The sequence below is a fragment of the Romboutsia sp. CE17 genome, from assembly GCF_012317385.1.
GTDB lineage: Bacteria > Bacillota > Clostridia > Peptostreptococcales > Peptostreptococcaceae > Romboutsia_E.
In genome coordinates, this window is record NZ_CP051144.1 from 2,625,991 (window position 1) to 2,649,037 (window position 23,047).

9 protein-coding genes, 29 tRNA genes and 6 rRNA genes are annotated in these 23,047 nt (G+C 40.0%); all 44 read right to left on the reverse strand.

Going from position 1 to position 23,047, the window contains the following annotated elements; translation table 11 throughout:
• Window positions 1-83: 83 nt before the first annotated feature.
• The 44 genes from HF520_RS12475 to HF520_RS12690 all read right to left on the reverse strand — a co-directional run bounded on the left by HF520_RS12475 (window position 84) and on the right by HF520_RS12690 (window position 22,904).
• Entirely contained in the window at window positions 84-743 is a 660-nt protein-coding gene (locus tag HF520_RS12475) for a M23 family metallopeptidase (protein ID WP_168574334.1), read from the reverse strand.
• An 85-nt stretch (window positions 744-828) separates the two neighbouring features.
• Window positions 829-1,863, reverse strand: a complete 1,035-nt coding sequence (spoIID, locus tag HF520_RS12480; RefSeq protein ID WP_168574335.1) for a stage II sporulation protein D — start codon at window positions 1,861-1,863, stop codon at window positions 829-831.
• Window positions 1,864-1,952: 89 nt separating this feature from the next.
• On the reverse strand, window positions 1,953-3,206 hold the full coding sequence (murA, locus tag HF520_RS12485; protein WP_168574336.1) for a UDP-N-acetylglucosamine 1-carboxyvinyltransferase: 1,254 nt from the start codon (window positions 3,204-3,206) through the stop codon (window positions 1,953-1,955).
• 17 nt (window positions 3,207-3,223) lie between these two features.
• Complete coding sequence (locus HF520_RS12490) at window positions 3,224-3,961, reverse strand: YwmB family TATA-box binding protein (protein WP_168574337.1); 738 nt, start codon at window positions 3,959-3,961, stop codon at window positions 3,224-3,226.
• A 117-nt stretch (window positions 3,962-4,078) separates the two neighbouring features.
• Window positions 4,079-5,908, reverse strand: a complete 1,830-nt coding sequence (gene glmS, locus HF520_RS12495; RefSeq protein WP_168574338.1) for a glutamine--fructose-6-phosphate transaminase (isomerizing) — start codon at window positions 5,906-5,908, stop codon at window positions 4,079-4,081.
• A gap of 269 nt (window positions 5,909-6,177) precedes the next feature.
• Window positions 6,178-7,524 (reverse strand): phosphoglucosamine mutase, encoded by a 1,347-nt coding sequence (gene glmM / locus HF520_RS12500; protein WP_168574339.1) that lies wholly within the window; start codon window positions 7,522-7,524, stop codon window positions 6,178-6,180.
• Between the two features lie 344 nt (window positions 7,525-7,868).
• Window positions 7,869-9,032: a CdaR family protein gene (locus HF520_RS12505; RefSeq protein ID WP_168574340.1), complete on the reverse strand. Its 1,164-nt coding sequence runs from the start codon at window positions 9,030-9,032 to the stop codon at window positions 7,869-7,871.
• Entirely contained in the window at window positions 9,029-9,865 is an 837-nt protein-coding gene (gene cdaA / locus HF520_RS12510; RefSeq protein WP_207711005.1) for a diadenylate cyclase CdaA, read from the reverse strand. The genes HF520_RS12505 and cdaA overlap by 4 nt, the downstream gene beginning before the upstream one ends.
• A gap of 164 nt (window positions 9,866-10,029) precedes the next feature.
• Window positions 10,030-10,106 (reverse strand) — tRNA-Arg (locus tag HF520_RS12515).
• 14 nt (window positions 10,107-10,120) lie between these two features.
• Window positions 10,121-10,195, reverse strand: a tRNA-Gly gene (locus HF520_RS12520).
• 5 nt (window positions 10,196-10,200) lie between these two features.
• Window positions 10,201-10,277 (reverse strand) — tRNA-Asp (locus tag HF520_RS12525).
• Between the two features lie 7 nt (window positions 10,278-10,284).
• Window positions 10,285-10,360, reverse strand: a tRNA-Val gene (locus tag HF520_RS12530).
• Between the two features lie 7 nt (window positions 10,361-10,367).
• Window positions 10,368-10,442 (reverse strand) — tRNA-Glu (locus tag HF520_RS12535).
• An 8-nt stretch (window positions 10,443-10,450) separates the two neighbouring features.
• Window positions 10,451-10,526: transfer RNA gene (locus HF520_RS12540), tRNA-Met, on the reverse strand.
• Window positions 10,527-10,536: 10 nt separating this feature from the next.
• A tRNA-Leu gene (locus HF520_RS12545) sits at window positions 10,537-10,625 on the reverse strand.
• Window positions 10,626-10,630: 5 nt separating this feature from the next.
• Window positions 10,631-10,747, reverse strand: a 5S ribosomal RNA gene (gene rrf / locus HF520_RS12550).
• Between the two features lie 84 nt (window positions 10,748-10,831).
• A 23S ribosomal RNA gene (locus HF520_RS12555) occupies window positions 10,832-13,733 on the reverse strand.
• Window positions 13,734-13,905: 172 nt separating this feature from the next.
• Window positions 13,906-13,981 (reverse strand) — tRNA-Ala (locus tag HF520_RS12560).
• Window positions 13,982-14,092: 111 nt separating this feature from the next.
• Window positions 14,093-15,593, reverse strand: a 16S ribosomal RNA gene (locus tag HF520_RS12565).
• Window positions 15,594-15,737: 144 nt separating this feature from the next.
• A tRNA-Met gene (locus HF520_RS12570) sits at window positions 15,738-15,814 on the reverse strand.
• Window positions 15,815-15,824: 10 nt separating this feature from the next.
• A tRNA-Phe gene (locus tag HF520_RS12575) sits at window positions 15,825-15,900 on the reverse strand.
• Window positions 15,901-15,911: 11 nt separating this feature from the next.
• Window positions 15,912-15,988: transfer RNA gene (locus tag HF520_RS12580), tRNA-Ile, on the reverse strand.
• Between the two features lie 7 nt (window positions 15,989-15,995).
• A tRNA-Pro gene (locus tag HF520_RS12585) sits at window positions 15,996-16,072 on the reverse strand.
• Between the two features lie 34 nt (window positions 16,073-16,106).
• Window positions 16,107-16,182, reverse strand: a tRNA-Trp gene (locus tag HF520_RS12590).
• Between the two features lie 15 nt (window positions 16,183-16,197).
• Window positions 16,198-16,274: transfer RNA gene (locus HF520_RS12595), tRNA-Ile, on the reverse strand.
• 7 nt (window positions 16,275-16,281) lie between these two features.
• Window positions 16,282-16,358: transfer RNA gene (locus HF520_RS12600), tRNA-Pro, on the reverse strand.
• A gap of 9 nt (window positions 16,359-16,367) precedes the next feature.
• Window positions 16,368-16,459 (reverse strand) — tRNA-Ser (locus HF520_RS12605).
• An 8-nt stretch (window positions 16,460-16,467) separates the two neighbouring features.
• A tRNA-Ser gene (locus HF520_RS12610) sits at window positions 16,468-16,556 on the reverse strand.
• Between the two features lie 5 nt (window positions 16,557-16,561).
• Window positions 16,562-16,637, reverse strand: a tRNA-Lys gene (locus tag HF520_RS12615).
• Between the two features lie 18 nt (window positions 16,638-16,655).
• Window positions 16,656-16,731: transfer RNA gene (locus HF520_RS12620), tRNA-Gln, on the reverse strand.
• Between the two features lie 6 nt (window positions 16,732-16,737).
• Window positions 16,738-16,814: transfer RNA gene (locus HF520_RS12625), tRNA-Arg, on the reverse strand.
• Between the two features lie 10 nt (window positions 16,815-16,824).
• Window positions 16,825-16,898: transfer RNA gene (locus tag HF520_RS12630), tRNA-Gly, on the reverse strand.
• A 12-nt stretch (window positions 16,899-16,910) separates the two neighbouring features.
• Window positions 16,911-16,995, reverse strand: a tRNA-Tyr gene (locus HF520_RS12635).
• A 10-nt stretch (window positions 16,996-17,005) separates the two neighbouring features.
• A tRNA-Thr gene (locus tag HF520_RS12640) sits at window positions 17,006-17,080 on the reverse strand.
• 4 nt (window positions 17,081-17,084) lie between these two features.
• Window positions 17,085-17,160 (reverse strand) — tRNA-Asn (locus tag HF520_RS12645).
• 9 nt (window positions 17,161-17,169) lie between these two features.
• Window positions 17,170-17,245, reverse strand: a tRNA-Asn gene (locus HF520_RS12650).
• A gap of 9 nt (window positions 17,246-17,254) precedes the next feature.
• Window positions 17,255-17,331 (reverse strand) — tRNA-Asp (locus tag HF520_RS12655).
• A gap of 5 nt (window positions 17,332-17,336) precedes the next feature.
• Window positions 17,337-17,412: transfer RNA gene (locus HF520_RS12660), tRNA-Val, on the reverse strand.
• Between the two features lie 10 nt (window positions 17,413-17,422).
• A tRNA-Gly gene (locus HF520_RS12665) sits at window positions 17,423-17,496 on the reverse strand.
• A 9-nt stretch (window positions 17,497-17,505) separates the two neighbouring features.
• Window positions 17,506-17,580, reverse strand: a tRNA-Glu gene (locus HF520_RS12670).
• Between the two features lie 4 nt (window positions 17,581-17,584).
• A 5S ribosomal RNA gene (rrf, locus tag HF520_RS12675) occupies window positions 17,585-17,701 on the reverse strand.
• Window positions 17,702-17,857: 156 nt separating this feature from the next.
• Window positions 17,858-20,759, reverse strand: a 23S ribosomal RNA gene (locus HF520_RS12680).
• A 197-nt stretch (window positions 20,760-20,956) separates the two neighbouring features.
• A 16S ribosomal RNA gene (locus HF520_RS12685) occupies window positions 20,957-22,457 on the reverse strand.
• The 16S, 23S and 5S rRNA genes sit together here with 29 tRNA genes alongside, the layout of an rRNA operon.
• A gap of 261 nt (window positions 22,458-22,718) precedes the next feature.
• Entirely contained in the window at window positions 22,719-22,904 is a 186-nt protein-coding gene (locus HF520_RS12690; protein ID WP_168574341.1) for a hypothetical protein, read from the reverse strand.
• Window positions 22,905-23,047 lie beyond the last annotated feature (143 nt).

Here is a 23,047-nt window from a genome sequence, read left to right on the forward strand (position 1 = left end):
ATGTATTAGCCTTAATGATATATATGTAAAAATACAAAAAAATATAACAGACTTTATCATAATGATTAAGCCTGTTATACTTTTTAATTTATTAAAGACATTGGATCTATTGATTCCTCTCCCTTAAATGCTTCTACATGAATATGTTGGTCTTCTTTACTTTCAACTGTTGTTGTATTCCCAGCTAGTCCTATGCATTGACCTTCTGTTATTTTGTCATTTTTTTTCACTTTCATATCTTCACTTAAATTTGAATAAACTACTATTGTGTCATCTTCAGATTGTATTTTTACAGACATTCCGTACTCATCGTCTTTATATACATCTAATACAGTACCATTCATTAAAGATTTAATTTCTTGGTCTTTTTTTGTACTTACATCAATACCTTTATGTACTTCCCATACATTTAAAGTTTCTGAATAACTAGGTTCTTTCTCTGAATATTCTCTTATAATCTTACTACCTAAAAAATTTAATTTACTTTCAGAGCTTTTTTCATTTTCTTTAGCTTGACTTAGATTTTGCTCAGAGTCAGTTGTTGTTGGTATTGCTTCTTCTTTTTTATCACTATCTATTAAATGTATTTCTTCATTTTTACTAGTATCATCTACAAGTTTATCATTGCTAGCTAATTTATTTACATTATTATTTGTAAGCCAAACTCCACCTACTGCTACCAAACAAACACATACAAATAATGATAGATAAAAAATATCATTTTCTAATAATTTTTTCTTCATACAGCACCTCCAAATATATTAATACATTTGAAGTGTTTCCTGGATTTTCTAATTTTATACAATTTAGCTATATATTTTTATACTTTTAATATAAATCTTTAATATCTGTTCCTGTATAATAGTGCTTTAAAATTTCATAGTATAAAAAGCCTTCTTCTGCCATACCTTGAGCTCCCCATTGACTCATTCCTACTCCATGTCCATACCCTTTTATATTAAAAATAACATCATCATCATTAAATTTTATTTCAAAATTTGCTGAGTTAAGATTAAATATACTTCTAATATTTACTCCAGTAAGTTCTTTATTTCCTACTTTAATTTCACTTACTGACCCACCTTCACTTCTACTTAATATTTTTATATTACTTTCTAAGCTATTTGAATTTAATGTTATACTAGGGTAGTTTTTAGTTATAACATTAATAAATTCTGATTTACTCATAGTGATTTGTGATGTATACTTAGGTGATTCTCCATCATATGGACTATCTACAGATTTTAAATAGGGATATTGATTTGAAAATACCTCTTCACTATTTTCTGTCTTCCCAGAAGATGTTGAAAAATATAAAGGTAATATTGCCTTATTGTTATAAACTAGTATTTGACCTTTTGTGCTATCTACAGCTTCCTTTATTTTGGTATAGTATTCTTCCATCCATTGACTTCCATTTGTTTCTTTTAAAGTTTCATAACTTTTATATTCCTGACAATGTTTATAGTCAGTACATACTACAGAATTTTTATGACCGCTTGAATTTGGATTTTCCTTTTTATATATTACAAAAGTTCTAGCTGCTATTGCTTGAGCTTTAAGAGCCTCTATATCAAATTTAGCTGACATCTCTCCTGCTAAAACTCCATATAAATAAGTTTCAATATTCATCGACTCTGATATGCCTTTAATATGATTATATACTTTAATTGTTGGTGCATCTTTATCTACAGATTCATAGTTAATTAATTCTTTGGATTCATTTTCATTTTGTTTTTCTATATTAATTTCATCACTTTGATTGCTAGCTTCTACATCATCATAGAGGGTCGTGCTTACTACTACTGGTACAAATATACATAGAAAAACTAGTCCTACTAAAATTACTAAAGGGTTCTTCATATACTATTTCCTCCTTAGATTAGCTAATATCTTTACAGTATATGAAAAACCCTATTTATATATTACTTAAGCATTATATTGCATATTAATTATTCTTCTACTATTTCGATGTTTCCACCTAATGCAGTTATTTTCTTATCTATATCTACATATCCTCTTTGTATATGATAGATTTCACCTATTTCAGTATCACCTTCAGCTATAAGTCCACATAGTATAAGAGCTGCTCCTGCTCTTAAGTCTGTAGCATTAACTTTAGCTCCATATAATTGATCGACACCTTTAACTACAGCAGTTCTTCCTTCTATTTTTATATTTGCACCCATTCTGTTAAATTCTGCAACGTGCATATATCTATTTTCAAAAACAGTCTCTATAACTACTCCAGTTCCCTTTGCTATAGTAAGCATTGCCATAAACTGTGCTTGAACATCTGTAGGGAATCCTGGATGTGGTAAAGTTTTTATATCTATTGGCTTTAAAGTTTCTGGTCCTATAACTCTAACAGCATTTTCTAATTCTATTATTTTACATCCAGCTTCTTTTAATTTAGCTGTAACTGGCTTTAAGTGCTCCATTAGTACATTTTCTATAGTTATATCACCTTTAGTCATAGCTGCTGCTACCATATAAGTAGCTGCTTCTATTCTATCTGGTATTACTGTATGCTCTGCACCTTTTAATTCTTTAACACCTTTAATTCTTATAGTATTAGTTCCTGCACCTTTTATATCTGCTCCCATTTCATTTAAGAAATTAGCTAAGTCTACTATTTCTGGTTCTTCAGCTGCATTTTCTATTATAGTAGTTCCTTCAGCTAAAGAAGCTGCCATCATTATATTCTCAGTTGCTCCTACTGATGGAAAGTCTAAATATAGCTTGCATCCTTTTAATTTTTCAGTTTTTGCTTCAACAAATCCATGATCTATTTCAACATCTGCACCTAAACATCTAAATCCTTTTAAGTGTAAATCTATTGGTCTAGTTCCTATAGCGCATCCTCCTGGCATAGAGATTTTTGTATGATTAAATCTAGATAATAATGGTCCCATAACTAAGAATGATGCTCTCATTTTTCTAACTAATTCATATGGTGCTTCACATGTAGTTATGTTCGTAGCATCTACAGTTAATGTTTTATTTTCATACTCAACTTCTGCACCTAAATGTCTTAATAAATCAGATATAACATGCACATCTCTTAAATTAGGTACTTCTTTTATTACTGATTTTCCTTTTGCTAATAATGTTGCTGCTATTATTGGTAATACTGCATTTTTTGCTCCATCTATTTTAACACTACCTTTAAGTGGGTTACTCTTTTTTACAATTATTTTAGCCATCTTTTATGATCTCCTCATTAATAATCTAATTTTATTATTGGTGTAGCAATGTATATGAGAGTTCTCTCGTCATCTTCACTATACCTAATTCCTATATTTAAATTTATCTTATTTCCAAAACATTCTAAGTAATTTTCTTTTAATACTTTACTATATGCTGTTATAGATAAAAAGTTTTCTTCTTGTACCTTTTCTATAACTTCAGCATTCATATTATATAATATTTCATCTAAAATATCATTATATTTATCAATTTGTAACTTTTTGCTATATTCTCCAGCTATACAAGTGTATATTTCAGCCTGATAAGAAAATTTATCCAGAGAATTTTTCAAAATAGCATAAATATCTACTATATTTTTATATACTTTATTATCTAATATGTCAACCATTATATAGGATTCAGAACTATTTTTTTTAATTCCAATTACTGATATACTAGTATTATCATTTTCAGCTTGAATATAAATTTGTTTTTCATTATTATTCCATTTATCTTCAAGTTTCACATTACTTTCTTCCATTCCTAAATCATTAATGATATCTAAACAAATACTTTTTATTTCATCTTTGCTTATATCATAATCAATTGGTGCATTTGCTTTAATATTATAAAACTTGAAATCAGCTTGAGTACTTTCAAAAGCTTCTAAAAATCTATTATAAGAATTGTCTAATTTTATTTCTGCATAAGATGACATTGCTCCTAATAGAACTAATGATATAAACAAAGCAATGTATTTTATATTTTTCATAAAAGCGCCCCCTTAAAATTCTAAATTTATATTTAAATTATTAACAATTTTATAGAGGATATACTTTACTTTTTGCTACAAAAAAATAAAGATGGGTAAAAACCCACCTTTATTTTTTTATTCAACAGTTACTGATTTTGCTAAGTTTCTTGGCTTATCTACATCACAGCCTCTTTGAACTGCAACATAGTAAGATAATAGTTGAAGTGGTAAAACAGTTAATATACTTGATAATACATCATCAACATTTGGTATATATATTACCTTATCAGCTGCTTTTTCTACTTCTTTATTGTGCTCTTGAGCAACAGCTATAACATAAGCTCCTCTTGCTTTAACTTCTTGCATATTAGAAACCATTTTTTCAAATAGTTCTTCTTGAGTTGCTATTGCTATAACAGGTGTTCCTTCTTCTATTAATGCTATTGTACCGTGTTTTAATTCTCCAGCGGCAAATGCTTCTGCATGTATATAAGATATTTCCTTTATTTTTAAAGCACCTTCCATAGCTAGGTTATAATCTAACCCTCTACCTAAGTAGAAAGCACTTGTAGCATTTTTTAATTCTTTTGCTACATCTTCTTTTATATGAGTTTCTTGTTCTAAAGCTTTAGTAACTAATTCTGGCATTTCTTTTAATTTTTCTATCATTTCATTATAGTATGCTCTAGTTATAGTTCCTTTCTTTATAGCAAAGTCTAAAGCTATCATATAGAATGAAACTAATTGAGTAGTATATGCTTTAGTTGATGCAACTGATATTTCAGGTCCTGCCCAAGTGTAGAATACATCATCAGATTCTCTAGCTATAGAAGAACCAACAACGTTAGTTACTGATAATATTCTAGCTCCTTTTTCTTTAGCATATCTTAAAGAGGCTAAAGTATCAGCAGTTTCACCTGATTGACTTACTAATATTAATAAAGTCTTATCATCTATGAATGGGTCTCTATATCTAAATTCAGATGCTATATCAGTTATTACTGGTATATGAGCAAACTTTTCTATTGCATATTTACCAACAAGTCCTGCATGGTATGCAGTACCACAGGCAACTATATAAACTCTGTTTATTTTATCTAAATCTTCTTTAGTCATTTTTATATCATCTAATTGGATTTCTCCATTAGCATTTAATCTTCTTAATAATGTTTCTTTAACACCATTTGGCTGTTCATATATTTCTTTTAACATGAAATGATCATATCCACCTTTTGAAGCCGCTTCAACATCCCAAGTTATTTCATTTACTGATTTTTCAATAACATTCTTATTTTCATCTAAAATAGTTACATTAGATCCTTGTATATGAACATATTCATCATTTTCTAAGAAATAAACATTTCTAGTATATTTTAATATTGCAGGTATATCTGAAGCTATAAAGTTTTCACCTTCTCCAAGACCTACTATTAATGGACTATCTTTTCTTACAGCTACTAATTCATTGTCATTATCCTTGCATATAACACCTAATGCGTATGCACCTCTTAACTTTTCAGTTGCCTTATAAACAGCATCTAGTAAGTTTCCTTCATAGAACTTATCTACTAAGTGAGCAACTACTTCTGTATCTGTTTGAGATAAGAACACAACACCTTCTGCCTGTAATTCTTCTCTTAATTCCATGTAGTTTTCTATTATACCATTATGAACTACAGCTATTGTTTTCTTCATATTAAAATGAGGATGTGAGTTTACATCAGATGGCTCACCATGAGTTGCCCATCTTGTATGCCCTATTCCAAGTCCTCCATTTATAGGATTTCTCTCTAAGTCCTCTGCTAATATCGCAAGTCTTCCTTTAAATTTTCTTATTTCTAATTCATTTCCAACATTTACTGCAACACCTGCTGAGTCATATCCTCTATACTCAAGCTTCGAAAGCCCTTCTACAAGAACCTCTGTTGCTTGTCTTTTTCCTAAATATCCAACTATACCACACATATTTTGTAGCCTCCTAAAAAAATTAATATATTTTTTAAGAGTAGGTCATATAAGTTTACTTGAGCTTCTCTTTGTGCAAAGGATCACTCCTATGTTTTAAAGAAGTTCTTCGATGGTAAACACACCGCAGAGCATCCGCCGATAATTCGATTAACTCTGTCCTCGTCAACTTAGAACTAATGTATTTAATTAAAAAGAGACGATATCTAAGTTCTGGCGCTTATCAAATAAGATTGGAAACTCAAATTTAAGTTTCCAACCTATATTTTTTAAGATAACTTTTCTTGTATAAGGTTAGCTAGGTTTGTAGCTAATTCTTTTATTTGACCTTCCTCTTTACCTTCTAACATAACTCTTACTAATGGCTCTGTTCCTGATGGTCTTATTAAAACTCTTCCACAACCATCTAATAAGCTTTCTATTCTAGATATTTCATCGCTTATTTCTTTTACTTCCATATATCTATTTTTATTTTCATTACTTATTCTTGCATTAACTAAAACTTGTGGGTATTGAGTCATAACTGATGCAAGCTCTGATAAAGTTTTATTTTCTTCAAGTACTATTTTAGAAAGTACTAATGAACTTAAAACTCCATCTCCAGTAGTGTTATAATCTAAGAATATCATGTGACCTGATTGTTCTCCTCCTAAATTATAACCACTATTTTTCATTTCTTCAAGTACATATCTATCTCCCACAGCTGTAGTTGCTAGATTTATACCATGCTCCTTAGCAGCTATAGTTAAACCTATGTTACTCATTACAGTTACAACTAAAGTATCTTTAGTTAATTGATTCTTCTTCTTTAAGTGTATAGCACTTAATATCATTATGTGATCGCCATCTACAATACGTCCCTTTTCATCTACAGCAATTAATCGGTCTGCATCACCATCATAAGCTAGACCTAAATCTGCATTATGTTCTAAAACAGCTGATCTAAGTTGCTCAGGATGAGTTGATCCACATTTATAATTTATATTATTCCCATCTGGCGTACTATTTATAGATATTACTTCTGCACCTAATTCTTTAAATACAGTTGGTGCTACTTCATAAGCTGCTCCATTAGCGCAGTCTAGTACAACTTTTAGTCCTTTAAAATCTGTTTTTATTATTGATTTTAGATAATTTACATAATCTATTTTAGCATCATGCTTGTGTATTCTTCTTCCTACATGTTCCCCTATTGGTGAACTTTGTACTTTATTTATATCATCTATATATTTTTCTATTTCTAGTTCTATTTCATCGTCTAATTTATATCCATCTTTATTAAAAAATTTTATACCATTATATTCTACTGGATTATGAGATGCAGATATTACAACACCACAATCAGCATTATATTTCTTAGTCAAATAAGCAACTGCTGGTGTAGGTACTACTCCTACAGTTATAACATCGCAACCAACAGACATTAATCCTGATATTAATGAAGCTTCTAACATATCTCCTGATATTCTAGTATCCTTACCTACTATAACTTTTACTCTATGGTCTCCTTGTGCTAGTACATAACCACCAGCTCTACCTAATTTATAGGCTAAATCACAAGTTAATTCTGTATTAGCTACACCTCTTACTCCATCTGTACCAAAATACTTTCTCATTAATGATCTCCTTTCAATTTGAAAAGCTTTATAAATATACTATTATCTATATATATTCTATTATTTTCATATTTGTTATACTTGATATTATAAGTCATATGAGTATTTTAATACTAATAAAAAAAAAAGACAACAGAAACAGTATTTTATTGTCTTTTTTTATCATTTTTATTTATTTTCTTTATATTTCATTATAATTATACATTCTTTTACATTATATCGTATCCGTTGTAAAGCTTATTTTATTCCAACTTATATTGCATACATAACTATAGATTTACTTAATATTACTCAACTAAAAAATAAGGTATAAGCAATTTAAAAATTACTTATACCTTATTTTTTTATTTAGTTATTGTACTTGGATTTATCTTAACTGATTTAAACTCATATTTGGATTCATATTTTATCTTATAATCATTACCTTCATCTGATAAATCAATATATAAAATAATATCGGATTTACTAAGAGTTGAAATATCATTTGAATACTCTACTTCTACCTCTATCTCATTTGGTAGATTAAGTGTAGATACATCCACCGAATCACTATTTCTAAGTTCTACTTCATCTTTTGAATATAAAAACTTAGTATTTAGCTCTTTTAATATTCCAAACTTTATAGTTATCTTTGTATTAGTATCTATTTCTATCCCCTGAGGTATATCTAATTGTACTTCCTTAGATTCATCTGATGTAATATTAGACACGTCAATAGCTTTAGTATTAATAGAAGTCGTAGCATCTATAATTTGCTTTCTTCCTCTTATAGTTATACTGCTTTGACTTAATTCATATTGATTTATATTATCATTATTATCACTAAATACTACATTTATTGGTACACTTTTTTCAACTAATAAAGATATATTTGCATTTACTGATTCAGTTTCAAGAGTTACACCATCTACCTTATTACCATTTTCATCTACAGGTGTAAGTTTTAAACTTGTTGTAAAGTTATCCTTTTTAACATCTAGAGTTAATGTTGCTTGTATCTTTTGAACTAATCCTACTAGTGTTCTAGGACCATATATCTTAATACTATCTTCTTCTAATTTTAATGTATCTAAGTAGCTTTTATATTTTCCTTCAACTACTACATCTATAGATCTTCTTTCTTCCACAACTCTATCTAATGGTATTATTAGTGTGTCTGGCTTAAGATTGCATGAAACGCCTTTTGAAGTGTTTACTTTTAAGTAAACTGCATTATTACCTTCTTTAGCATCAGTTATAGTTCCATATACTGTAATGTCATCTTTAGATATATTTTTCAAAGCAGATAATTTTCCAGTTACGTATACATCTGTAGTTAAGTCTACCTCTGGGTATACAACAAAATTATCATCTTTTAGTTCATCTATATTAGTAATTGATACTGGTACTCCTTCAAATACTTTTGTCTCTTGTGGATCTACTACAGCCATTACATACATCCATAATACTATGGCACTTAAGAGAGATATTAACTTTATTTTTGTATTTTCTTTAAGCTTTTCAATCATTTAAATATACCGCCTTTTAAAAAACTTTTTTCCTCTGTACTTCCTTTTAAATTATTTTGTAATATATTAGTCATTCTCTCTTTAGATATATTTCTGTATAGTTTGCCTGATTTAGCTATAGAAACATCTCCTGTCTCTTCTGAAACTATCAAAGTTATGCAGTCGGATACCTCACTAACTCCGACCCCAGCCCTATGTCTAGTACCTAAATCTTTACTTAAATCTTTACTTTGGGTTAATGGTAAAAAACAAGCTGCTGCTTTTACTTTTGAATCTCTTATAACAACTGCACCATCATGTAATGGTGTATTTGGTATAAATATATTTATTAATAATTGTCTTGATACATCACCATCTATTTCTGTACCAGTACTTATTATATCTGATATTTTTGTCTTTCTTTCCATTATAATAAGCGCACCTATCTTTTGTCTTGATAAAGAGTATAGTGCCTCTACAATCTCTTCTATTGTCTTAGATAAATCTTCATTTGTGTTATTTCCTTTTGTGAAGAAATTAAACTGAGCTCTTCCTATATGTTCTAAACCTGCTCTAAGCTCTGGTTGAAAAATTATGATTGCTGCTAGAAGACCTATCTGAAGGGTATTTACAAGCAGCCAATAAAGTGTATGTAATTTAAAAGTTGAACTAAGTTGGGTAGCTAATAATAAAAATACTATTCCCTTAAGAACTTGCTCTGCTCTTGTATCTTTTATAAACATAAAAATCTTATAGAATATGTACGCTACTATCGATATATCTATTATATCAAATATCTTCATGTTTAAGATAATATTTAAAAATCCATCAAAAAAAGACTTTATATCGAACACAGTATTACACTCCTGTTTAATGATTACTTATCATTTATACTATGTATTATACTATATTAATATAAGTATATACAAATTATTTAAAATATAGTTATAAGTTATAAATTATATTTATTATTTTATTTTAAATAAAAAAAAAGTTTCACGAAAGTGAAACTTTTTATTGGTGAGCGCACAGGGATTCGAACCCCGGACACACGCCTTAGAAGGGCGTTGCTCTATCCAGCTGAGCTATGCACCCATAATATTTTTTAATGGAGCGGGAAACGAGATTCGAACTCGCGACTTCAACCTTGGCAAGGTTGCGCTCTACCACTGAACTATTCCCGCTTAAATGGCGACCTGGAAGGGACTCGAACCCTCGACCTCCAGCGTGACAGGCTGGCATTCTAACCAGCTGAACTACCAGGCCGCATAAATGGTGGGACTAACAGGGCTCGAACCTGTGACCCCCTGCTTGTAAGGCAGGTGCTCTCCCAGCTGAGCTATAGTCCCGGGAAAATGGTGACCCATAGGGGAATCGAACCCCTGTTACCGCCGTGAAAGGGCGGTGTCTTGACCGCTTGACCAATGGGCCATTTTAAATGGTTGCGGAGGCAGGACTTGAACCTGCGACCTTCGGGTTATGAGCCCGACGAGCTGCCAACTGCTCCACCCCGCGATATTGTATATGGTGCCGAAGACCGGAATCGAACCGGTACGAGAGGTAAGTCCCGCAGGATTTTAAGTCCTGTGCGTCTGCCAGTTCCGCCACTTCGGCACTTAACGTGGCTACGTCTTACTCTCCCAGGAGGTTGCCCCCCAAGTACCATCAGCGCTAAAGAGCTTAACTTCTGTGTTCGAAATGGGAACAGGTGTATCCTCTTTGCTATAGTAACCACATAATCTTTCGATTAACTTATTATTAAGTTATTTAGAGTTAATACTCTGAAAACTGCATATCATTTAGAATTTATCATTTAAATTGTGGTCAAGTCCTCGACCTATTAGTATCGATAAGCTAAATACATTACTGCACTTACACCTTCGACCTATCAACCAGGTAGTCTTCCTGGGGTCTTACCCTTACGGTGGGAAATCTTATCTTGAAGTCGGCTTCGCGCTTAGATGCTTTCAGCGCTTATCCATTCCGCACTTAGCTACCCAGCTATGCCCTTGGCAGAACAACTGGTACACCAGAGGTGCGTCCATCCCGGTCCTCTCGTACTAAGGACAGGTCTCCTCAAATTTCCTACGCCTGCGACGGATAGGGACCGAACTGTCTCACGACGTTCTGAACCCAGCTCGCGTACCACTTTAATGGGCGAACAGCCCAACCCTTGGGACCTACTACAGCCCCAGGATGTGATGAGCCGACATCGAGGTGCCAAACCTCCCCGTCGATGTGGACTCTTGGGGGAGATAAGCCTGTTATCCCCAGGGTAGCTTTTATCCGTTGAGCGATGGCCCTTCCATGCGGAACCACCGGATCACTAAGTCCGACTTTCGTCCTTGCTCGACCTGTATGTCTTGCAATCAAGCTCTCTTGTGCCTTTACACTCTACGTACGATTTCCGACCGTACTGAGAGAACCTTTGAGCGCCTCCGTTACTTTTTGGGAGGCGACCGCCCCAGTCAAACTGCCCACCTGACAGTGTCCCAAGACCAGATTCATGGCCTATGGTTAGAGTCCCAGTACTACAAGGGTGGTATCCCAAGGGTGACTCCACGCAAACTGGCGTTCACGCTTCATAGTCTCCCACCTATCCTGTACATGTAGTACCAAGACCCAATGTCAAGCTACAGTAAAGCTCCATGGGGTCTTTCCGTCCTGTCGCAGGTAACCGGCATCTTCACCGGTATTACAATTTCACCCAGTCTGTTGTTGAGACAGTGCCCAAATCGTTACGCCTTTCGTGCGGGTCGGAACTTACCCGACAAGGAATTTCGCTACCTTAGGACCGTTATAGTTACGGCCGCCGTTTACTGGGGCTTAAGTTCACTGCTTCGATTGCTCTAACAGATCCCCTTAACCTTCCAGCACCGGGCAGGCGTCAGCTCCTATACATCGTCTTGCGACTTAGCAGAAACCTGTGTTTTTGGTAAACAGTCGCTTGGGCCTATTCTCTGCGGCCTGCAAATGCAGGCACCCCTTCTCCCGAAGTTACGGGGTCATTTTGCCGAGTTCCTTAACAACAGTTCTCTGGCTGGCCTTAGGATACTCTCCTCACCCACCTGTGTCGGTTTGCGGTACAGGCACCTTTAACCTCGATAGAGACTTTTCTCGACAGTGTGAAATCAGCTACTTCGCTACTAAATTTCGCTCCGCATCACATCCTAGCATTATTCCTACGGATTTGCCTATAGGAACTGCCTCAATGCTTGCCCGTACATAACCAACAGTACGGTTAGCTTATCCTACTGTGTCATCCCATCTCTCAAACGGTTATTGGTGGTACAGGAATATCAACCTGTTGTCCATCACCTACGCCTTTCGGCCTCGGCTTAGGTCCTGACTAACCCAGGGCGGACGAACCTTCCCCTGGAAACCTTGGGTTTACGGCCTGTGGGATTCTCACCCACATCTCGCTACTCATGCCAACATTCTCACTCGTATACTGTCCACATGTCCTTACGGTCATGCTTCAACCTGCATACGAAGCTCCCCTACCCATCATAATGATGCCGTAGCTTCGGTAGTACGTTTTAGCCCCGGAAATTTTCGGCGCAGGATCACTCGACCAGTGAGCTATTACGCACTCTTTAAATGAGTGGCTGCTTCTAAGCCAACATCCTGGTTGTCTGTGCAATCCCACATCCTTTACCACTTAACGTACATTTAGGGACCTTAGCTGACGATCTGGGCTGTTGCCCTCTTGACTATGAATCTTATCACCCACAGTCTGACTCCCAAGTATAAGAATACGGCATTCGGAGTTTGATAGTCTTCGGTAAGTGCAATACCCCCTAGGACATTCAGTGCTCTACCTCCGCTTCTCTCAACCTTGAGGCTAGCCCTAAAGCTATTTCGGGGAGAACCAGCTATCTCCGGGCTCGATTGGAATTTCACCGCTATCCACAAGTCATCCCCGAGCTTTTCAACGCTCGTGGGTTCGGTCCTCCACGAAATTTTACTTTCGCTTCAACCTGCTCATGGATAGGTCGCCCGGTTTCGGGTCTACGCCAAGTAACTTAAATCGCCCATTTAAGACTCGCTTTCGCTACGGCTCCACACCTTAAGTGCTTAACCTTGCTACTTAACGTAACTCGTTGGCCCGTTCTACAAAAAGTACGCGGTCACACAAGAAATGTGCTCCCACAGCTTGTAAGTACAGGGTTTCAGGTTCTATTTCACTCCCCTCCCGGGGTTCTTTTCACCTTTCCCTCACGGTACTATGCGCTATCGGTCACTAGGTAGTATTTAGGCTTGGAGGATGGTCCCTCCTGCTTCCCACAGGGTTTCACGTGTCCCGTGGTACTCTGGATCATGTCTAAAGTCTTCTCGTTTCAGCTACAGGGCTATTACCTTTTATAGCGGAGCTTTCCAACTCTCTTCACTTACGATACCTCTTCGTTAATGACATGTCCGCAACCCCAACGAAGTAAACTTCATTGGTTTGGCCTGTTCCGCGTTCGCTCGCCGCTACTTACGGAATCGATTTTTCTTTCTCTTCCTCCAGGTACTTAGATGTTTCAGTTCCCCGGGTTCCCCTCGCTAAGCTATGTATTCACTTAACGATACTTAGACATTACTCTAAGTGAGTTTCCTCATTCGGAAATCTTCGGATCAAAGTTTACGTGCAACTCCCCGAAGCTTATCGCAGCTTATCACGTCCTTCATCGGCTCCTAGTGCCAAGGCATCCGCCCTGCACCCTTAATAACTTGACCAGTTATTAAAGTTTGTAATTTTAAAGACTTGTCTTGTCTATTTATAATTAAATGATGTCATATCACTAAATGTTATGCAATTTTCAAAGTACTAACGTACATCGCCAACGTCTATTCTCTCTGAGAATATCCCGTTGCTCAAAGTACTAATACATGCTAAAAAGCATGTTAATGGTGGAGATGAGGAGGATCGAACTCCTGACCCCTTGCGTGCAAGGCAAGTGCTCTCCCAGCTGAGCTACACCCCCATATTATTTTTTCAACAGGTTATATTATAATAACTTTGTCGATTCTTGTCAATATTTTTTTTAAGGATTTTTAAGAACCCTCAAAATTAAACAGTAGGCAATTCTCCTTAGAAAGGAGGTGATCCAGCCGCACCTTCCGATACGGCTACCTTGTTACGACTTCACCCCAGTTATTGGTTTCACCTTCGACGGCCGCTTCCAAAAGGTTAGCTAACCGGCTTCGGGCGCCCCCAACTCCCATGGTGTGACGGGCGGTGTGTACAAGACCCGGGAACGCATTCACCGCAGCATTCTGATCTGCGATTACTAGTAACTCCAGCTTCATGTAGGCGAGTTTCAGCCTACAATCCGAACTGAGAATGGCTTTAAGGGATTAGCTCCGCCTCACGACTTGGCTGCCCTCTGTACCACCCATTGTAGCACGTGTGTAGCCCTAAGCATAAGGGGCATGATGATTTGACGTCATCCCCACCTTCCTCCAGGTTATCCCTGGCAGTCCCTCTAGAGTGCCCAACTTAATGCTGGCAACTAAAGGCAAGGGTTGCGCTCGTTGCGGGACTTAACCCAACATCTCACGACACGAGCTGACGACAACCATGCACCACCTGTCACTTCTGTCCCCGAAGGGAAATCTCCGATTAGGGAGAGGTCAAAAGGATGTCAAGCTTAGGTAAGGTTCTTCGCGTTGCTTCGAATTAAACCACATGCTCCGCTACTTGTGCGGGTCCCCGTCAATTCCTTTGAGTTTCACTCTTGCGAGCGTACTTCCCAGGCGGAGTACTTAATGCGTTAGCTGCGCCACCGAAGGGGGTAACCTCCGACAGCTAGTACTCATCGTTTACGGCGTGGACTACCAGGGTATCTAATCCTGTTTGCTCCCCACGCTTTCGTGCCTCAGTGTCAGTTACAGTCCAGAGAGCCGCCTTCGCAACTGGTGTTCCTCCTAATATCTACGCATTTCACCGCTACACTAGGAATTCCACTCTCCTCTCCTGCACTCAAGTTTCCCAGTTTCAAAGGCTTACTACGGTTGAGCCGTAGCCTTTCACCTCTGACTTAAGAAACCACCTACGCACCCTTTACGCCCAGTAATTCCGGATAACGCTAGCCCCCTACGTATTACCGCGGCTGCTGGCACGTAGTTAGCCGGGGCTTCCTCCTCAAGTACCGTCATTATCTTCCTTGAGGACAGAGCTTTACGACCCGAAGGCCTTCATCGCTCACGCGGCGTTGCTGCATCAGGCTTTCGCCCATTGTGCAATATTCCCCACTGCTGCCTCCCGTAGGAGTTTGGACCGTGTCTCAGTTCCAATGTGGCCGATCACCCTCTCAGGTCGGCTACTGATCGTCGCCTTGGTAAGCCGTTACCTTACCAACTAGCTAATCAGACGCGGGTCCATCCTATACCGCCGGAGCTTTGATAAGAAATCCATGCGAATCTCTTATGTCATCTCGTATTAGCGTACCTTTCGGTACGTTATCCGTGTGTATAGGGCAGGTTACCCACGCGTTACTCACCCGTCCGCCGCTCACCCCGAAGGGTTCGCTCGACTTGCATGTGTTAGGCACGCCGCCAGCGTTCATCCTGAGCCAGGATCAAACTCTCAAATAAAAGTTGTCCATCGCTCAGCTAATCATTATCTGAATATCTGGCTTGGTTGTTTGTGTTTAATTCTTAATAAAAGAATTTAAGTTATATAAATTAACCTACTGTTTAATTTTCAAAGTTCTTAATTTTATTTCAATATAGTTAAGTTGGTAGCGGTAACAGGAGTCGAACCTGTGACCTTTCGGGTATGAACCGAACGCTCTAGCCAACTAAGCTATACCGCCATGTCATATATGGTGCCCAGAGGCGGAATCGAACCACCGACACGGGGATTTTCAGTCCCCTGCTCTACCGACTGAGCTATCTGGGCATTGGTTATTTTGGTGGGCCTAGCTGGACTCGAACCAGCGACCTCACGCTTATCAGGCGTGCGCTCTAACCACCTGAGCTATAGGCCCTTATCAATGGTCGAGGTGAAGGGACTCGAACCCCCGGCCCCATGGTCCCAAACCAAGTGCGCTACCAAACTGCGCTACACCTCGACTTTATAAAGTTTTATATTTAGTTAAAACTTGTTGGCAGGGGTGGAGGGACTCGAACCCCCGGCGCACGGTTTTGGAGACCGACGCTCTACCAACTGAGCTACACCCCTATAGTGTTATTAATATGGTGGACCATCAGGGACTCGAACCCCAGACCTACCGGTTATGAGCCGGGCGCTCTAACCAACTGAGCTAATGGTCCACTTTAATGGTCGAGGTGAAGGGACTCGAACCCCCGGCCCCATGGTCCCAAACCAAGTGCGCTACCAAACTGCGCTACACCTCGACTTTATATTGGCGGAGAAGGAGGGATTCGAACCCTCGCACCGGTTTACCCAGCCTAATCCCTTAGCAGGGGATCCTCTTGAGCCACTTGAGTACTTCTCCAATTTTAATGGCGGAGAGGGTGGGATTCGAACCCACGGTGCCGTTAAGCATCACTGGTTTTCAAGACCAGCTCCTTAAACCACTCGGACACCTCTCCATAAATGGTGATCCATCCGCGACTCGAACGCGGGACACCCTGATTAAAAGTCAGGTGCTCTACCGACTGAGCTAATGGATCATTAAAGCAATATTTACTTGGCAGGGGATGCAGGACTCGAACCTACGCATGTAGCAGTCAAAGTGCTATGCCTTACCGACTTGGCGAATCCCCTATAAAATGGTGAGCGCACAGGGATTCGAACCCCGGACACACGCCTTAGAAGGGCGTTGCTCTATCCAGCTGAGCTATGCACCCACATTTTTACTGGAGCGGGTGAAGGGGATCGAACCCTCACAGCCGGCTTGGAAGGCCGGAACTCTACCATTGAGCTACACCCGCTTATTCAGTTGGTGGTGGAGGATGGTGGATTCGAACCACCGAAAGCAATGCTAACAGATTTACAGTCTGCCCCCTTTGGCCGCTCGGGAAATCCTCCGTATTTTTCATGGAGCTGGTGATAGGAATCGAACCTACAACCTGCTGATTACAAGTCAGCTGCTCTACCGTTGAGCCACACCAGCATATTGGCGGGAATAACAGGACTCGAACCTGTGACCCAATGATTAACAGTCATTTGCTCTACCAACTGAGCCATATTCCCATTTTAAATTGGCGGGAGTAACAGGACTCGAACCTGTGACCCAATGATTAACAGTCATTTGCTCTACCAACTGAGCCATACTCCCATTTTAAATTGGCGACCTGGAAGGGACTCGAACCCTCGACCTCCAGCGTGACAGGCTGGCATTCTAACCAGCTGAACTACCAGGCCGCATTTGGTGGGACTAACAGGGCTCGAACCTGTGACCCCCTGCTTGTAAGGCAGGTGCTCTCCCAGCTGAGCTATAGTCCCATAAGTTATTTGGAGCGGGTGAAGGGGATCGAACCCTCACAGCCGGCTTGGAAGGCCGGAACTCTACCATTGAGCTACACCCGCATATTTAATTGGTGACCCATAGGGGAATCGAACCCCTGTTACCGCCGTGAAAGGGCGGTGTCTTGACCGCTTGACCAATGGGCCATATACGTGGCTATGTCTTACTCTCCCAGGAGGTTGCCCTCCAAGTACCATCAGCGCTAAAGAGCTTAACTTCTGTGTTCGGAATGGGAACAGGTGTATCCTCTTTGCTATAATAACCACATTTTGTTTGACACTTACGTATCGGACAAGTATTATATTAACATTTATTATATTCAATGTCAACATTTTTTTATTATTTTTTTAGATTTTTCATCTAAAAAATAATAAGATTAATACTCTGAAAACTGCATATCATTTAGATTTTATCATTTAAATTGTGGTCAAGTCCTCGACCTATTAGTATCGATAAGCTAAATACATTACTGCACTTACACCTTCGACCTATCAACCAGGTAGTCTTCCTGGGGTCTTACCCTTACGGTGGGAAATCTTATCTTGAAGTCGGCTTCGCGCTTAGATGCTTTCAGCGCTTATCCATTCCGCACTTAGCTACCCAGCTATGCCCTTGGCAGAACAACTGGTACACCAGAGGTGCGTCCATCCCGGTCCTCTCGTACTAAGGACAGGTCTCCTCAAATTTCCTACGCCTGCGACGGATAGGGACCGAACTGTCTCACGACGTTCTGAACCCAGCTCGCGTACCACTTTAATGGGCGAACAGCCCAACCCTTGGGACCTACTACAGCCCCAGGATGTGATGAGCCGACATCGAGGTGCCAAACCTCCCCGTCGATGTGGACTCTTGGGGGAGATAAGCCTGTTATCCCCAGGGTAGCTTTTATCCGTTGAGCGATGGCCCTTCCATGCGGAACCACCGGATCACTAAGTCCGACTTTCGTCCTTGCTCGACCTGTATGTCTTGCAATCAAGCTCTCTTGTGCCTTTACACTCTACGTACGATTTCCGACCGTACTGAGAGAACCTTTGAGCGCCTCCGTTACTTTTTGGGAGGCGACCGCCCCAGTCAAACTGCCCACCTGACAGTGTCCCAAGACCAGATTCATGGCCTATGGTTAGAGTCCCAGTACTACAAGGGTGGTATCCCAAGGGTGACTCCACGCAAACTGGCGTTCACGCTTCATAGTCTCCCACCTATCCTGTACATGTAGTACCAAGACCCAATGTCAAGCTACAGTAAAGCTCCATGGGGTCTTTCCGTCCTGTCGCAGGTAACCGGCATCTTCACCGGTATTACAATTTCACCCAGTCTGTTGTTGAGACAGTGCCCAAATCGTTACGCCTTTCGTGCGGGTCGGAACTTACCCGACAAGGAATTTCGCTACCTTAGGACCGTTATAGTTACGGCCGCCGTTTACTGGGGCTTAAGTTCACTGCTTCGATTGCTCTAACAGATCCCCTTAACCTTCCAGCACCGGGCAGGCGTCAGCTCCTATACATCGTCTTGCGACTTAGCAGAAACCTGTGTTTTTGGTAAACAGTCGCTTGGGCCTATTCTCTGCGGCCTGCAAATGCAGGCACCCCTTCTCCCGAAGTTACGGGGTCATTTTGCCGAGTTCCTTAACAACAGTTCTCTGGCTGGCCTTAGGATACTCTCCTCACCCACCTGTGTCGGTTTGCGGTACAGGCACCTTTAACCTCGATAGAGACTTTTCTCGACAGTGTGAAATCAGCTACTTCGCTACTAAATTTCGCTCCGCATCACATCCTAGCATTATTCCTACGGATTTGCCTATAGGAACTGCCTCAATGCTTGCCCGTACATAACCAACAGTACGGTTAGCTTATCCTACTGTGTCATCCCATCTCTCAAACGGTTATTGGTGGTACAGGAATATCAACCTGTTGTCCATCACCTACGCCTTTCGGCCTCGGCTTAGGTCCTGACTAACCCAGGGCGGACGAACCTTCCCCTGGAAACCTTGGGTTTACGGCCTGTGGGATTCTCACCCACATCTCGCTACTCATGCCAACATTCTCACTCGTATACTGTCCACATGTCCTTACGGTCATGCTTCAACCTGCATACGAAGCTCCCCTACCCATCATAATGATGCCGTAGCTTCGGTAGTACGTTTTAGCCCCGGAAATTTTCGGCGCAGGATCACTCGACCAGTGAGCTATTACGCACTCTTTAAATGAGTGGCTGCTTCTAAGCCAACATCCTGGTTGTCTGTGCAATCCCACATCCTTTACCACTTAACGTACATTTAGGGACCTTAGCTGACGATCTGGGCTGTTGCCCTCTTGACTATGAATCTTATCACCCACAGTCTGACTCCCAAGTATAAGAATACGGCATTCGGAGTTTGATAGTCTTCGGTAAGTGCAATACCCCCTAGGACATTCAGTGCTCTACCTCCGCTTCTCTCAACCTTGAGGCTAGCCCTAAAGCTATTTCGGGGAGAACCAGCTATCTCCGGGCTCGATTGGAATTTCACCGCTATCCACAAGTCATCCCCGAGCTTTTCAACGCTCGTGGGTTCGGTCCTCCACGAAATTTTACTTTCGCTTCAACCTGCTCATGGATAGGTCGCCCGGTTTCGGGTCTACGCCAAGTAACTTAAATCGCCCATTTAAGACTCGCTTTCGCTACGGCTCCACACCTTAAGTGCTTAACCTTGCTACTTAACGTAACTCGTTGGCCCGTTCTACAAAAAGTACGCGGTCACACAAGAAATGTGCTCCCACAGCTTGTAAGTACAGGGTTTCAGGTTCTATTTCACTCCCCTCCCGGGGTTCTTTTCACCTTTCCCTCACGGTACTATGCGCTATCGGTCACTAGGTAGTATTTAGGCTTGGAGGATGGTCCCTCCTGCTTCCCACAGGGTTTCACGTGTCCCGTGGTACTCTGGATCATGTCTAAAGTCTTCTCGTTTCAGCTACAGGGCTATTACCTTTTATAGCGGAGCTTTCCAACTCTCTTCACTTACGATACCTCTTCGTTAATGACATGTCCGCAACCCCAACGAAGTAAACTTCATTGGTTTGGCCTGTTCCGCGTTCGCTCGCCGCTACTTACGGAATCGATTTTTCTTTCTCTTCCTCCAGGTACTTAGATGTTTCAGTTCCCCGGGTTCCCCTCGCTAAGCTATGTATTCACTTAACGATACTTAGACATTACTCTAAGTGAGTTTCCTCATTCGGAAATCTTCGGATCAAAGTTTACGTGCAACTCCCCGAAGCTTATCGCAGCTTATCACGTCCTTCATCGGCTCCTAGTGCCAAGGCATCCGCCCTGCACCCTTAATAACTTGACCAGTTATTAAAGTTGATTTTAAAGACTTCTCTGTCTATTTATAATTAAATGATGTCATATCACTAAATGTTATGCAGTTTTCAAAGTACTAACGTACATCGCCAACGTCTATTCTCTCTGAGAATATCCCGTTGCTTAAAGTACTAACAATTTTGAGGAATGAACCCTCAAAATTAAACAGTAGGTAATTCTCCTTAGAAAGGAGGTGATCCAGCCGCACCTTCCGATACGGCTACCTTGTTACGACTTCACCCCAGTTATTGGTTTCACCTTCGACGGTCGCTTCCAAAAGGTTAGCTAACCGGCTTCGGGCGCCCCCAACTCCCATGGTGTGACGGGCGGTGTGTACAAGACCCGGGAACGCATTCACCGCAGCATTCTGATCTGCGATTACTAGTAACTCCAGCTTCATGTAGGCGAGTTTCAGCCTACAATCCGAACTTAGAATGGCTTTAAGGGATTAGCTCCGCCTCACGACTTGGCTGCCCTCTGTACCACCCATTGTAGCACGTGTGTAGCCCTAAGCATAAGGGGCATGATGATTTGACGTCATCCCCACCTTCCTCCAGGTTATCCCTGGCAGTCCCTCTAGAGTGCCCAACTTAATGCTGGCAACTAAAGGCAAGGGTTGCGCTCGTTGCGGGACTTAACCCAACATCTCACGACACGAGCTGACGACAACCATGCACCACCTGTCACTTCTGTCCCCGAAGGGAAATCTCCGATTAGGGAGAGGTCAAAAGGATGTCAAGCTTAGGTAAGGTTCTTCGCGTTGCTTCGAATTAAACCACATGCTCCGCTACTTGTGCGGGTCCCCGTCAATTCCTTTGAGTTTCACTCTTGCGAGCGTACTTCCCAGGCGGAGTACTTAATGCGTTAGCTGCGCCACCGAAGGGGGTAACCTCCGACAGCTAGTACTCATCGTTTACGGCGTGGACTACCAGGGTATCTAATCCTGTTTGCTCCCCACGCTTTCGTGCCTCAGTGTCAGTTACAGTCCAGAGAGCCGCCTTCGCAACTGGTGTTCCTCCTAATATCTACGCATTTCACCGCTACACTAGGAATTCCACTCTCCTCTCCTGCACTCAAGTTTCCCAGTTTCAAAGGCTTACTACGGTTGAGCCGTAGCCTTTCACCTCTGACTTAAGAAACCACCTACGCACCCTTTACGCCCAGTAATTCCGGATAACGCTAGCCCCCTACGTATTACCGCGGCTGCTGGCACGTAGTTAGCCGGGGCTTCCTCCTCAAGTACCGTCATTATCTTCCTTGAGGACAGAGCTTTACGACCCGAAGGCCTTCATCGCTCACGCGGCGTTGCTGCATCAGGCTTTCGCCCATTGTGCAATATTCCCCACTGCTGCCTCCCGTAGGAGTTTGGACCGTGTCTCAGTTCCAATGTGGCCGATCACCCTCTCAGGTCGGCTACTGATCGTCGCCTTGGTAAGCCGTTACCTTACCAACTAGCTAATCAGACGCGGGTCCATCCTATACCGCCGGAGCTTTGATAAGAAACCCATGCGAATCTCTTATATCATCTCGTATTAGCGTACCTTTCGGTACGTTATCCGTGTGTATAGGGCAGGTTACCCACGCGTTACTCACCCGTCCGCCGCTCACCCCGAAGGGTTCGCTCGACTTGCATGTGTTAGGCACGCCGCCAGCGTTCATCCTGAGCCAGGATCAAACTCTCAAATAAAAGTTGTCCATCGCTCAGCTAATCATTATCTGAATATCTGGCTTGGTTGTTTGTGTTTAATTCTTAATAAAAGAATTTAAGTTATATAAATTAACCTACTGTTTAATTTTCAAAGTTCATTTTCTCGACTTATTCATCTTACCAAGTTTTTCTTTCCTAGTCAAGACTTTTTTGTCTTTTTTATTACTTGTTTTGCCCTTTTCTTAAGGACAAGTAATACTATATCATCTTAGTTATATATAGTCAACACTTTTTTTAAAATTATTTTGCAATTTTATTAACATAAATAGTCTGATTACGTTTGACCCTTGTATTTCCAATGATTTTAGTTTTACCATTTTTATTTGTTTTACTCACTTTTATTACATCTTTACATAAATACACCATCATTTCTAAAACTAAAAAACTTACGCATATGTAACATAACCAATTAATAATTTGAGACATATAAATCCCTCCAATAAATTTTATTATATCTTTATTCTAATTAAATATTCTATTTTCCTTTATAAAAATTCCGTCTATTAACGTGAATTTAACTTTTTTTAAATCATATTAAAACATATTTCTTCTAATTTCCTTTTATAAAC

What these genes read in the sequence shown, in the direction of transcription:
- HF520_RS12475 (WP_168574334.1), bottom strand. Translation starts at nt 743, where the DNA reads ATGAAGAAAAAATTATTAGAAAATGATATTTTTTATCTATCATTATTT.
- spoIID (WP_168574335.1), bottom strand. Translation starts at nt 1,863, where the DNA reads ATGAAGAACCCTTTAGTAATTTTAGTAGGACTAGTTTTTCTATGTATA.
- murA (WP_168574336.1), bottom strand. Translation starts at nt 3,206, where the DNA reads ATGGCTAAAATAATTGTAAAAAAGAGTAACCCACTTAAAGGTAGTGTT.
- HF520_RS12490 (WP_168574337.1), bottom strand. Translation starts at nt 3,961, where the DNA reads ATGAAAAATATAAAATACATTGCTTTGTTTATATCATTAGTTCTATTA.
- glmS (WP_168574338.1), bottom strand. Translation starts at nt 5,908, where the DNA reads ATGTGTGGTATAGTTGGATATTTAGGAAAAAGACAAGCAACAGAGGTT.
- glmM (WP_168574339.1), bottom strand. Translation starts at nt 7,524, where the DNA reads ATGAGAAAGTATTTTGGTACAGATGGAGTAAGAGGTGTAGCTAATACA.
- HF520_RS12505 (WP_168574340.1), bottom strand. Translation starts at nt 9,032, where the DNA reads ATGATTGAAAAGCTTAAAGAAAATACAAAAATAAAGTTAATATCTCTC.
- HF520_RS12690 (WP_168574341.1), bottom strand. Translation starts at nt 22,904, where the DNA reads ATGTCTCAAATTATTAATTGGTTATGTTACATATGCGTAAGTTTTTTA.